This window comes from Paenibacillus sp. GYB004 (assembly GCF_036577605.1).
Classification (GTDB): Bacteria; Bacillota; Bacilli; order Paenibacillales; family NBRC-103111; genus Paenibacillus_AB; species Paenibacillus_AB oceani.
In genome coordinates, this window is the sequence record NZ_JARBDB010000064.1 from 86,419 (window position 1) to 98,782 (window position 12,364).

At 56.4% G+C, this 12,364-nt stretch carries 13 protein-coding genes; 8 read left to right on the forward strand and 5 right to left on the reverse strand.

The window, feature by feature from the left end; genetic code table 11:
* Nucleotides 1-18: 18 nt before the first annotated feature.
* Entirely contained in the window at nucleotides 19-720 is a 702-nt protein-coding gene (locus tag PV433_RS28780) for a hypothetical protein (protein ID WP_332075451.1), read from the reverse strand.
* Nucleotides 717-1,424, reverse strand: coding sequence for a hypothetical protein (locus tag PV433_RS28785; protein ID WP_332075452.1), 708 nt, complete (start codon nucleotides 1,422-1,424; stop codon nucleotides 717-719). The genes PV433_RS28780 and PV433_RS28785 overlap by 4 nt, the downstream gene beginning before the upstream one ends.
* A gap of 219 nt (nucleotides 1,425-1,643) precedes the next feature.
* Between PV433_RS28785 and PV433_RS28790 the strand changes: the two genes are divergently transcribed.
* Genes PV433_RS28790 through PV433_RS28805 form a run of 4 tightly spaced genes read left to right on the forward strand, consistent with a single transcriptional unit; the run spans nucleotide 1,644 to nucleotide 5,198 of the window.
* The gene (locus tag PV433_RS28790) at nucleotides 1,644-2,603 is read left to right on the forward strand and encodes a glycosyltransferase (protein WP_332075453.1); all 960 of its coding nucleotides are present in this window, start codon (nucleotides 1,644-1,646) and stop codon (nucleotides 2,601-2,603) included.
* A gap of 5 nt (nucleotides 2,604-2,608) precedes the next feature.
* Nucleotides 2,609-2,734, forward strand: a complete 126-nt coding sequence (locus PV433_RS28795; protein WP_332075454.1) for a hypothetical protein — start codon at nucleotides 2,609-2,611, stop codon at nucleotides 2,732-2,734.
* Between the two features lie 24 nt (nucleotides 2,735-2,758).
* Entirely contained in the window at nucleotides 2,759-3,865 is a 1,107-nt protein-coding gene (locus PV433_RS28800; protein ID WP_332075455.1) for a glycosyltransferase family 4 protein, read from the forward strand.
* A gap of 4 nt (nucleotides 3,866-3,869) precedes the next feature.
* The gene (locus PV433_RS28805; RefSeq protein WP_332075456.1) at nucleotides 3,870-5,198 is read left to right on the forward strand and encodes a UDP-glucose/GDP-mannose dehydrogenase family protein; all 1,329 of its coding nucleotides are present in this window, start codon (nucleotides 3,870-3,872) and stop codon (nucleotides 5,196-5,198) included.
* A gap of 126 nt (nucleotides 5,199-5,324) precedes the next feature.
* Here PV433_RS28805 and PV433_RS28810 read toward each other — a convergent pair whose 3' ends face one another.
* A complete protein-coding gene (locus PV433_RS28810) occupies nucleotides 5,325-6,218 on the reverse strand; it encodes a DUF4915 domain-containing protein (protein WP_332075493.1) in 894 nt (297 codons plus the stop codon).
* A 179-nt stretch (nucleotides 6,219-6,397) separates the two neighbouring features.
* On the opposite strand from PV433_RS28810, the gene PV433_RS28815 reads away from it, so the two are divergent.
* The 4 genes from PV433_RS28815 to cysC all read left to right on the forward strand — a co-directional run bounded on the left by PV433_RS28815 (nucleotide 6,398) and on the right by cysC (nucleotide 10,280).
* The gene (locus tag PV433_RS28815) at nucleotides 6,398-7,507 is read left to right on the forward strand and encodes a glycosyltransferase family 61 protein (RefSeq protein WP_332075457.1); all 1,110 of its coding nucleotides are present in this window, start codon (nucleotides 6,398-6,400) and stop codon (nucleotides 7,505-7,507) included.
* Between the two features lie 182 nt (nucleotides 7,508-7,689).
* The gene (locus tag PV433_RS28820) at nucleotides 7,690-8,412 is read left to right on the forward strand and encodes a sulfotransferase family 2 domain-containing protein (protein WP_332075458.1); all 723 of its coding nucleotides are present in this window, start codon (nucleotides 7,690-7,692) and stop codon (nucleotides 8,410-8,412) included.
* Between the two features lie 17 nt (nucleotides 8,413-8,429).
* Entirely contained in the window at nucleotides 8,430-9,584 is a 1,155-nt protein-coding gene (gene sat, locus PV433_RS28825) for a sulfate adenylyltransferase (protein ID WP_332075494.1), read from the forward strand.
* 63 nt (nucleotides 9,585-9,647) lie between these two features.
* Nucleotides 9,648-10,280 (forward strand): adenylyl-sulfate kinase, encoded by a 633-nt coding sequence (cysC, locus tag PV433_RS28830; protein ID WP_332075459.1) that lies wholly within the window; start codon nucleotides 9,648-9,650, stop codon nucleotides 10,278-10,280.
* 130 nt (nucleotides 10,281-10,410) lie between these two features.
* Here the strand turns inward: cysC and PV433_RS28835 are convergent, their stop codons facing one another.
* Nucleotides 10,411-11,172: a GT-D fold domain-containing glycosyltransferase gene (locus PV433_RS28835; RefSeq protein WP_332075460.1), complete on the reverse strand. Its 762-nt coding sequence runs from the start codon at nucleotides 11,170-11,172 to the stop codon at nucleotides 10,411-10,413.
* Between the two features lie 42 nt (nucleotides 11,173-11,214).
* Complete coding sequence (locus PV433_RS28840) at nucleotides 11,215-12,252, reverse strand: glycosyltransferase family 2 protein (protein WP_332075461.1); 1,038 nt, start codon at nucleotides 12,250-12,252, stop codon at nucleotides 11,215-11,217.
* Nucleotides 12,253-12,364: the final 112 nt, after the last annotated feature.

A 12,364-nucleotide genomic window follows, 5' to 3' on the forward strand; every position in this document is an offset into this window, starting at 1 on the left:
GTCCGAATTAGAGTCGGTTCAGAACACATGCGTTAAAAACTCCGTATATCTTCGCTGCATCTCCTGCAGCTTTTTGTTTTTGCCGAGAAAGTGGATAATGACCGGGTGGTCGGCCGGCCGGACGCGGCGGCTGTTCCACTCTTCGCCGAGGAAACGGACGGCGCCGCTGTGCCGGGACTCTCCCCGGTACGTGCTGGAGAGGTCCCGCGGCTCGTAACCGATCAGATCCATCAGAGCGGCCTGCTCCCACCAGCGGTGATGGACGAACTCCCGGTGGTTCCAGATGTCTTCCAGCAGGGCGAACGACCGTTCATCCCTGCGGCACACCCAGACCCCGGTATTCGGGACGCTTTTATGGCGGTGGCGGTGAGCGACGAGATGTACGGGACAACCCGGGTCGAGCGCATCGCGGATATCTCTCGACGGATCACAGATAATGGCGTCGGCGTCGATCCACATGACCGTCTCATACAGCGTCAGGGCGTGGCGGATTAAGATCACTTTGTCCCAGGCGGGCGGCCGGGATGCGTCAAGCCGCATGTTCGGCATCGGCAGCAGCAGGCTGTCCATCCGGTGCTTCATCGCATAATAAACGACGGTAGGGGCCATGATCTGCATCATGGCGAGGTGCTGGCCGCCTGTCGCCAGGCTGCAGATGAGCATCTTGTTATGCGGCTGCCAAGTGAAGGGCAGAGGCGGGATATCCGTTGCCGGGTTCATAACGCACCTCCTTCCCGGAGCCGTTCCAAAAACCCGATATAAGATTTCATCATCCGGTGCGGTTTCTTTTTCTTGCTGGTCAGAAAATGCCGAATGACCGGATCGCCGCCCAGCTCGGGCCTGCAATTCCATTCTTCGCCCAAATACTGGACGAGATGAGTATAAGGAGTGGGGGCGCGGAACGTCCATGTGTGCAGATCGTAACCGAGCAAATCCATCAGAGCGGCCTGTTCCCACCACGGGTGATGGATGCATGCGGTATGGCTCCAAACCTTCTCGAGCACTTCGAACGTCGCCGCATGGTTTTGGCAGATCCATACGCCGGTATTGGCCGTCACCTTCCCGTTGTACGGATGAAGGACCAGATGCATCGAGAAGCGCGGGTCGAGGACGGCTTGAATATCGCGGGTCGGATCGCAAATAATCGCATCGGCATCGATCCAGATGACCGTATCGTACAACGTTAATGCGTGCCGGATCAGGACGACTTTGTCCCAGGCGGGCGGCCTCGAAGGCTCCAGCCTGCCACGGAGCGGCATAACGAGACTGTCCATGTTGTGGCGCAAGGCGTAGTAGGCTGCCGTAGGGGCCATGATCCGAAGAAGCTCGGTATGCTTTGGACCGGTCGCCAGACTGCAAAGCAGCGTTTTATTGCGCGGAGTCCATGTAAACGGCATTGAGGGAATAGCTGTGTCAGATGACATGAGTACCCTCCAATCTATATGCATTAATCCATTTATATGAGGGTTCTCCCGGAAATGCAGGGCGCATGATGCGGGATGTCCGTCCAATTGTCCGCATGTGCCGGAAAATATGCGTATGCCGATTAGACAAGTGCGGTGACCGGGCATTATCGATTTCAATACGATAAAGATAGGTAAGCTGATAGGCCGGGGTACCTGAGGCAAAAGGCGGTGATCACGATGAATATTTTGTTGGACGGTATGTTTTACAGCGGTCACGGGTTCGCGGAGGGAAACCGGGTACTGCTCCGCATCTTGGATGAGGCCGGTTATAACGTGCGCATCCTGCCCCGCGACCGGTCCGATAAAAACTTGGCTCTGACCCCGGAGGAACAGCAATATATCGCTTCATTTGAAAATACCGCTTTACCGTCGAACGATCTGTATCTGTGCAACTGGACCGGCCCGAAAGTCCGCTACAATCCGGAATACCGGATTAACATTACCCGCACGACCTTCGAGACCGACCGGATTCCGGCTTCCTGGGTACCGGAGCTGAACCGGTTTGACGAAGTATGGGTGCAGTGCAAATTTAACCAGACGACGTTTGCGGCTTCCGGGGTGAACGTACCGCTGCGGCTCGTTCCTAACTTTTTTGAGGTGGATCAGTATTCGCCGGCAGGGGAGAGGCTGCAGCTGCCGATCGAGCAGACGTTTTGGTTCTTATCGGTCTTCGATATGCAGTCCCGCAAAGGATACGATCTGCTTATCCGCGCATTTCTCGACGAGTTCTCCCGCTCGGACGACGTGGCCCTCGTGATCAAGATCCGCGACACGAGCGCGAGCGGCCTGCTCGAAAGCATTGCAGCCGGCCATCCGAAGCCGCCCGAAGAGCGGCCTCCGATTTATCTCGTCGCTCAGATGCTCTCCACTCCGGAGCTGCTGGGGCTGTATCGGGCGTGCAGCGCGTTTGTGCTGCCTACCCGCGGCGAAGGCTGGGGCAGGTCATTTTTTGAGGCGATGCTGCTGGAGAAACCCGTCATCGGCACGAACTGGAGCGGCCAAACCGAATATATGACCGAGATGAACTCCTATCTGGTCGAAGTGGAGCAGCTCGTGCGGATCGAGAAGAACGAAATTCCGATTTTTGCCGGCCATTACTGGGCGGAGCCTTCCATGCCCGACCGCGGAACAAGATGAGGCACGTGTTCGGACACCGGGACGAGGCGAAGGACAAGGGACGCCGGGCGCGCAGGGAGCTGCTGGACAAATTCAATATCCGCGCCGTCGCCCACAAAGTGAGGAGTGAAATTGAAAAGTATAACAGGTAACGCTTTGCAGAAAGGTGGAAACGGATGAACATCTTATTGGAAGGGATCTTTTATAACGGACACGGGCTCGCGGAAGGAAACCGCATTTTGCTGCGTATTCTGGACGATGCGGGCTTTCGGGTCCGGATCAAGCCCCGTGACCTGTCCGATAAATGGAAAGTGCTGCCACCTGAAGAGGTCGAGTATATCTCCTCGTTCGAACATACGGAATTGACCTCCAACGATTTGTATTTGTTTAACTGGGTAGGCTGGCGCGTCCAGCATAATCCGGAGTTTCGGATCAACATCGCGCGGACGACGTTCGAGACCGACCGGATTCCGAGCACCTGGGTTCCGGAGCTGAACAAGTTCGACGAAGTATGGGTACAGAGCACGTTTAACAAAGAGTCGTTCATTTCTTCCGGCGTTCAGGTGCCGCTACGGCTGATCCCCAATTTCTTCGATATTAGCCAGTACGATCCGCAGGGGCCGAAATTGCAGCTTCCGATCGCGGAATCGTTCACGTTTTTGTCGGTATTCGACCTGAAGGAACGCAAAGGGTACGACGTTTTGCTGCAAGCGTATCTGAACGAGTTTTCGCGAGCCGATGATGCGGCGCTGGTCATCAAGGTGCGCGACAACGGCAGGGTGGGCAAGGTGGAGGAATATATTAACGCGCATCCGAAACCGAAAAGCGAGCGGCCGCCGGTTTACATTATCGACCAGATGCTGTCGCCGGAGGAGATGCTCAGCCTGTATCGCGCTTGCGACGCGTTCGTGCTTCCGACCCGGGGTGAAGGCTGGGGCAGGCCGTTTTTTGAGGCGATGCTGATGGAGCTTCCTTCGATCGGAACCGGCTGGAGCGGTCATATGGATTTTATGAACGAATCGAATTCGTACATCGTCAAGGTGGAACGGTTCAAGCAGATTATGGATAACGAAAACGAGCAATTTATCGGACACTTCTGGGCGGAGCCGTCGCGGGAAGATCTCCAGCGCAAGATGAGGCAGGTGCGAAGACGGATGAGGCCGGCCAAGGAAATGGCCCAGAAGGCGAGAGAGGATCTGCTCAGCAAATACAGTATGAGAGAGACCGCCCGTAAAGTGGTGCGCGAAATAGCGAAATATAATGAAATATGGATTAGGAGCTGATGGAATGAATACTCAGCAGCGCCCCTATGCCGTATCCGTCTTCGGCCTGGGATACGTCGGCTGTGTCTCGGCCGCCTGCCTGGCCCAGATGGGCCACAAGGTTGTCGGGGTCGATATTAACCCGGATAAGATCGAGATGATCAATCAAGGGAAACCGACGATCGTCGAGAAAGGGATAGCGGAGCTGGTCATGGAGCAGCATCTGGCCGGAAGATTGACGGCTACGCTTGATATACAGGCGGCTGTCAACGAATCCGATCTCTCCCTGATCTGCGTCGGCACGCCGGCCGACAAAAACGGACATACGGATCTGACCTTCATCTGGCACGTGGTGGAACAAATCGCAGAAGCGTTGAAGGAAAAGGACCGGTTCCACACGATCGTGATCCGCTCTACCGTGCCGCCGGGCACCTGCAGCCGCATCGAGGAGCTGCTCGTCCGGTCCGGCAAATCCGCGGAGACGGACTTTGCGGTCGTGAGCAATCCCGAATTTCTGAGGGAGGGCAGCAGCGTAGACGATTACTTCCACCCCCCGTACACGCTGCTCGGCACGGCCAATCCCGTCGCTCTCGGCATGCTGCGGCAACTCTACGGTCCGGTTGATGCGGCGATCGTCGAGACGAATCGGGAAGTGGCGGAGATGATCAAATACGTCAACAACTCGTTTCACGCGCTGAAAATCGTGTTTGCCAACGAAATCGGAGCCATCTGCCATTCGCTCGGTATCGACCCGCACCACGTCATGGATTTATTTTGCAAGGATCACCATCTGAATCTGTCCTCCGCTTACTTGAAGCCCGGCTTCGCTTACGGAGGCTCCTGCCTGCCGAAAGACTTAAAAGCGATCAATGCGCTGGCCCGGTCCCGCCATGTCGAGACGTCCGTGCTGTCGGTGATCGAGCGGAGCAATTCGCTGCAGATCGATCGTGCCCTGGAGGCGGTGCTCGCTGCGGGGAAGGTGAAGGTCGGCGTCCTGGGGCTTGCCTTCAAGCAGGGAACGGACGATCTTCGGGAAAGTCCTGTCGTGAAATTGCTGGAGGGACTGATCGGGAAAGGGTATGAGGTGAAAATATACGATCAGGAGGTGCTGACGTCCAAGCTGATGGGGGCCAACAAGCATTATATTGAAACGGCCGTCCCGCATATCGCCAGACTGCTCGCTCCGAACCTCGATGAAATCAGGCAGTTTGCCGATGTGGTCGTCGTCGCCCAAAAAAACCGGCAGTACGCGCCGTTTGTCGAAGAAATGCTGTTCGAGAAGCCGGTTATCGACCTGGTACGTTTATTCGACGAGATTCCCGCCTCCTCCAATTACAAAGGGCTGTTATGGTAATCCCGCCCCAGCGGGGTTTTGGCCTGGAAATAAGCCAACAGATCGGTTTCGCAGGAAACCGATCTGTTGGGTAGTCTGCACAAAAACGGCGCTTTCCGGAAAGCGCCGTTTTTCATCGTGGCATCGTTACTGCGGACAGATCAAAATCTGATACACCTGCTGCGCCGGGAGAGAGACGAACCGGGAGATCCGCAGCTTGGGATCATACACGTGAACGCCGCCGTCGAGGCTGCAGTTCGAAAATTTGTGCGGGATGCGCAGCACGTGTCTCATCCGGCTCTGGCCGATGAAGACGAGTTCGTCGGTAACGGCAAGTCCTCTTGTAAAGCCGGCCAGCTGGACGGTCTGGGTTCCCCCGATCACGGTTTGGAACGCCATGGAATTGCAGTAGGAGAGTTTGTTTTTATAAGTCAGGACGGAATGCGGCATGTACAGATTTTTGACCACTACGTGGTTCGCCGGATTGAGCGCAAGCGGCACATACGGATTAAACGTGCCGAGATTGACGACAATGATCGCCCCCGATACGTTCATCGGCTGCTTGTGCCATTTCCCGTAAGGGGAAAACATCGAGGCGTATAACAGGCCGCTGTCCAGCCAAATGTCGTTGAGATGATGGACGTCCCGGGTAGCCGGGTTCAAGCGGATTTCGCCGATCCGTTTCAGCGCAGCCGCCTCGTAGCAGCCGATCGCGTTGTTCTCCGTCTCCACGACCAGCACGATGTCGTCGTTATATTTGATGACACCGTGCAGGTCCATCTGTCCGCAATCCTGCCTGGCGGTAATCTGGTAGCGGGAGTTCAGACATAAGAGCTGATTCTGGTTCGTCGCCACGATCAGCCGGTCTTTCACCCAGGCCATCCCCATACATCCGCCGGTATACAGCTTTTTCAGCGAATTTTGCTTGAAGTCGAGCAAAAACAAGCCGCCTTCGTCCGGGCCGCTGACCGGACAGCTTACGAGCAGTTTGGAATCCAGGCTGTGAAAATCCTGATCCATATCCAGACCGTGTAACAGCATCAACTCATACCTCATTTCTATGTTCGATTGCCAGTCATTCTTAATAGGGTATGTACCGCGCGGCCGAGTTGTATGGATGGAAGCTCAGCCGGGAGCCAATTTTGCGTAGCCAGTGGGATTGGTCCATAAGATTTTTCGCCGGCCTGCATAAGATATTTGCAACAACGGGAGGTGGCAGGATGCCAAGAGGTTATGAACCGCCGCCGCAAGGCTATTACAACAAGCTGAAAGATTGGGTCGACGCATCCCAGCCGGGATCGCCGCAGCGCCTCTATTACGAGATCCATCCGGAGGAGAAGCTCCGCTTGAACCCGCCCAAGCAGGTGGAGGAGCCGGTATACTGGCAGTTTCGCAGAGAAACGATCTCCCGAAAACCGGCATTTGTCGCCGTCCTGCCCGGGGGAAGGTTCTACAGCGGCCGCAGCGATGCGGTCATCAGCCCGGACAACAAGCTGATCTGGGACGCTTCGCAGCTGTTTTTCCGCAAGCCCGGGCGACACCCGGTATTCGGCCAAAATTCGCTGCCCCGGGCCCGCCGTACCCCGGAGACGGCCGCCGTGCTCACCTTTTGTTCGAGCCACAATTATTATCATTGGCTGTTCGACGTGCTGCCCAAGTTTTATTTGCTGCGGGAAAGCGGACTGCCTGTCGATAAGTTCATCTTGAGCCGGCATACGGAAGGGGCCTTTCACCAGGAAACGCTGAGCCGGCTCAATATTCCCCGCGATCAAATCGTCAGACCCCGCCGCGGATTCCATATGCAGGCCCGTCAGCTCGTCGTACCGTCCCAGGCCGGGTCGCTTCCCTCGTCGTGGGCTTGTACGTTTCTGCGGAGGGAACTGCTGTTCAAGACGCTGACGAAGCGGATGAAAGGATTCGAGCGGATCTACATCAGCCGGTCCGACGCCTCCTACCGGAAAGTGAAAAACGAGTACCAGGTAACGGCGCTGCTCGCCTACTTCGGATTCAAGCAGGTCGTGCTGAAAGGAATGTCGGTAGCCGACCAAGCCCGGCTTTTTTACAGTGCGGACGTGATCGTCTCGGCGCATGGAGCGGGACTCGCCAACCTCGTATTTTGCCGTCCGGGAACGAAAGTGGTGGAACAATTCGCCGCGAAGTATGTGAACGGGTGTTATTGGCTGCTCAGCAACTATTTGGAGCTGGATTACCACTGCTTATTCGGTGTCGGCGAACGGCTGCCGGAGAAAGAAAACTATGCTCATGTCAAGGACGACATCCATGCGGATCTGGCCGGCTTGATCCGGACGGTCAAGCTGCTGGGCCTCTAGAGCAATATCCGGAGGCGATTCGGCTGGTCCGGACGCACGTTTCCGTCATCGCGGAAGTCTCATCCGCCGGTCCAATCTTCATTTCGCTGGATACACGTCCATGCGGATTTTCGTTCTTCTGCATAGGATTTACGAGCGGGAGTAACGATTCACCTATTCAGCGGCAGGGAGGGTGCAGCAGGATGGAACAAGACGGCAGAGAGGCGGATTCGATTGTCATCGTGATGCATATTCCGAAAACGGCCGGCTCGACGATGCGCACGTTTATTCTCGATCAGTATGAACCGGGACAAGTATACCGTTCCTACCGGGAATACGGCTACGGCAAACAAGACAGGCTTACCGCACAGACCCGGTGTATTATCGGACACGATCCGTTCGGAACCCATCATCAGCAACTGACGAAGCCGTATACGTATGCGACGATGCTGCGGGACCCGGTCGAACGGGTGTTGTCCGAGTTTTACTATTTGAAACGATGGCCCAGGCATGACCCCTATATAAGCGCGGAGCTGGAGAAGCGGAATTGGGATCTCGATTTTTACATCGGCAGTACGGACGAGAAATTTTTAAATCGGACCTTCAATACGCAAACCCGTTACGCAGCCGGGCAATACTCCCCGGATTGTCCCGATCTGGAACTGGCGAAAGCGAATTTGAGCCGGTATTTTTCCGTTGTAGGCATTACGGACATGTTCGACGACAGTTTGTCATGGATGAGACGGCAGTTCGGCTGGCGCGATACGCCATACCGGAACCGGAACGTCGCCCCGGGGCGTCCCGGGGAGGAGCGGCCCACCGGGGCGCAGATCGCCCGGATTGCCGAGATGAACGGGCTCGACATCAAGCTGTACGAATGGGGCAAGGCGAACCTGTTGAACCGGTTGGGGGAATCCGACAAATGAACAATAGGGTGAATGCGATGGGTACGATCCAGCCCCACGGCGGAACGCTGGTCAACCGGGCGGCATCCGGCCCCCGCCGGGAAGAGCTGCTGCGGCTTGCGGAGCTCGGGAAAAAAATATACGTGAATGCGCGGACGGTCTCCGATATCGAATGTATCGGGATCGGGGCGTTTTCCCCATTAACCGGATTTCTCGGACAGGACGATTACGATTCGGTGCTGCACCGGATGAGGCTTGCCGACGGCACGGTGTGGACGCTCCCCATAACTCTGGCGGTGTCCGAAGCAGACGCGGCGAGGCTGGCGGCCGGGGAACGGGTCGCGCTGATCGGCGAACAGGACGGGATTGTATACGCGGTGTTAACGGTTGCCAGCATCTATACGGCGAATCCGCTGGAGGAAGCGCGCTGCATCTATAAAACCGGTGACCCGGCGCATCCGGGCGTCCGGCAGCTGCTGTCCGGTCCGTCCGTCTATATCGGAGGGCCGATCGAGATGGTGAACCGCCCCGCCAGCCGATACCCGGATTGCTGCTATACGCCGGCCGAGACCCGCAAGCGGTTTGCCGATCAAGGCTGGAGTACGGTCGTCGGGTTTCAGACGAGAAATCCGGTGCACCGGGCGCACGAATATATTCAGAAATGCGCAATGGAAACCGTGGACGGCCTGTTCCTCAACCCGCTTATCGGGGAGACGAAGCCGGATGACATTCCGGCAGACGTCCGCATGCGCAGCTATCGGGCGCTGCTGGATAACTATTACCCGGGCGGGCGCGTCATGCTCGGCGTGTTTCCCGCCGCGATGCGGTATGCCGGCCCGCGGGAAGCTGTATTTCATGCACTGGTGCGAAAAAACTACGGCTGCACCCATTTTATCGTAGGCAGGGATCACGCCGGCGTGGGCGACTATTACGGAACGTACGAAGCCCAGCATATCTTCCGCAATTTTGGCAGGGAGGAGCTTGACATCGTGCCGTTGTTTTTCGAGCACAGTTTTTTTTGCACGCGGTGCGGCAATATGGCGACGAGCAAAACTTGTCCGCACGATCCGGCGTTTCATCTGCACTTGTCGGGGACGAAAGTTCGCGCCATGCTGAAGAACGGGATCTGCCCGCCGGCGGAATTTTCCAGACCGGAGGTTGCGAAGATTTTGATCGAAGGTATGAGTACATGAGTGCATGTGTACATGTGTACATGAGCAAGCAACCGAAACGGCTTGGTGACGGAGGTGAACGAGATGAACACGGCTGCCGAACATATCGTCTGGCACACGCCCCGGATATCGCGAAGCGACCGCTGCGAGCTTAACGGACACCGGAGCTGCGTCTTGTGGCTGACCGGGTACTCCGGATCGGGGAAATCTACGCTGGCCTTTGAGCTGGAGAGGCGTTTGTTCGACCTGAACTGCCGTTCGTACGTACTGGACGGGGATAATATCCGGCACGGCCTGAATCGCAACCTCGGGTTCAGCGCGGAGGACCGGAAAGAAAATATTCGCCGCATATCGGAGGTGGCGAAGCTGTTTACAGACGCTGGCCATATCGCGATTACGGCGTTTATTTCCCCGTACCGGGAAGACCGCAGGCTGGCGCGGTCGTTGTTCACGGAAGACGATTTTATCGAAGTGTACGTCAAATGCCCGATCGACGAATGCGAGAAGCGCGACCCGAAAGGATTGTATAAAAAAGCAAGAGCCGGAGAAATCCGCGACTTCACCGGCATCTCCGCTCCGTATGAGCCTCCGGTCCGCCCGGAAATAACGATTGAAACCGACAAGCTTACGCCGGATGAATCCGTGGAGCGTGTACTTCGTTATTTGCAGGCGAACCGGTATATGAGCGAAAACCATATGACAGGCCGGCCGGAATGACTGCAGCCGGTCTTTAAGGAGGAAGTGCGGCGGGCGGGCGCAGCGGCGGACCCGGGGGCGGCAAGGTTGTCGGGACCGCCGCCGGCGCCCTGTCCTCAGACGCAGCGGGAAGCAGGCGGCGCGAGCCGCGTTACTGGAGCATCTTCTTGTTCGCCCGGTCGGAGGAATGCTCGAGTCCCGCCTTGCGCTCTACGATAAACATCAGCGATTTGCCGAAGTCGAGAGCGACCTTGCCGGTCTGCTCGGCGATCCGCGGGCACAATACGACCGCATTCACTCCGCACGACACGAGGGCGACGTCGAACTGATCCTGTTTTTTCAATACGGTTGCAAGGACGTCATCCATCTGGTTGTAGTGGGTAAATTCGATCGTAAACGGGACGTTCAGGTCGTACGGGCGCCGGGTCACGATTTTTTTCACTTTATCCGCCCAAGAGCTGATCAGCAGCACCCTTTTTCCTTTTAACAACTTCCAGAACTTTGATTTTTGCGCAAAGACGCGGTTGACGAACGTATGACATACTTCCTTCGGTTCAATCTTAAGCTGCCGGAACGTCTCTTCGGTAAGCGGCCGCTTCAAATGCTGGGGAGCCCGGATCGGGTCGTCCCGCCAAAACGGAATGCCGACAAGATCGGCCCGGTTGATCGCCTCGGCCATCTCGTCCCGAAGCTTCAGGTTCGGCAGCGTAACGCCTTTTTGCCCTTTGTTCGCGAGCTTGGCCCATTCGATCTTCAGCACCTCCTCCACCGTCATTACCGAATCCTGGGCCAGCACGACATTTTCGCCGTCGCCGACCCTCACGAGCGAGAACGGCTTTTGGTGCTCCAGCGCGTCTTTAATCTTCGAGATGGCTTGCCTTACGGTCAAAAACTGGTCATCCGGCACCGGCATACGTGTCGTCCCTCCTGTAGTCGCAACGGGCAAGGTGAGCTCTCACCGCTGCTTGCGCTGCATGTCGTACAAATAGATTCCGTCGCCGGTCATGTTCTGCAGCACGTTGTCCTCGAGCGGAATCATCGAGCTGCCGAACGTGGCGAGCACTTTGCAGTTCAGACGCCGTGTCGTCAGCACGAATCTGCTGTAGGCGTCTTTGCTTTTGGTCCCCCATAAATCGACGGATAAGTTCGTCCGGACGGGCTCTTTGAACTGTTTGCCCAGACCGGTAAATTCGTAAAAAGCGTCATACACGACCCCCGAATCGTCGAGCGGGCATAACGCGTACGTCCGTTCTCCGCAGTACGATAAAGTGACCTGGTACCGCTGGGTAGGCTTCTTGACATGAATCCCGGGGTCGGCGAAGTTCGTGCTGTGAGAGATGTACGGATAAACGAAATATTTGTTCTGCTCGATCATGTATTTATAAAAGTATTTTTTCCAGGAACGGGACCATTTCCTGACGTTCGGAGGAATATGATGGTCGTCGGTGCGAATGTCCAGGTTGTCCCCGTCGCCGTACCAGGCGGCAAACGAAGCCCATTGCTCCGGTGTCCACAGTTGCCCCCAGGAGGACGGAAACTGGCCGAAAAACACATCGTGCCGGGACTGCAAAGGCTCGAACGCCGACTTGGCGGTTTCGTTGTAGCGCGGAGAATACAGCGAGATTCCGGCGATTCTCGGATCGTCACGGTAATAGCTGCACGCTTGACCGGCATAACTGTAAAAAAACGGCGAAACGAATATGTCGTCTTCCAGCAGAATGATCGGGCCGTATCGCCGGGTCAGCTCTCCGCAGGCAAGAATATGCCGCTTGAGGCCCAGCTCCTGCTCCTGATAAATAACCGTTTTCGGACCGTGCTTCCAATGAAATTGGTCGGCCAGCTCCCGCACGTCCTTGTTGGAGGAGCCACTGTCGATGCTGATGATCAGCCTTGGCGAAAGGTCTTCATACTGAGCTTTCGACAATGCCTGAAGACACCGGGCCAACGATTGCTTGCGGTTAAACGCCGCGACTACGATGGTTGCTTTCTCCATGCCGATGTTCACCTCCGCCCGTTTAATAGAATATTCTGAATCAGTCCGGCCGGTTACCTGCCGGCTTCCGATTTGCCCCGGCCGAAGGAAAATCAACTGCCGCCCATCGGGA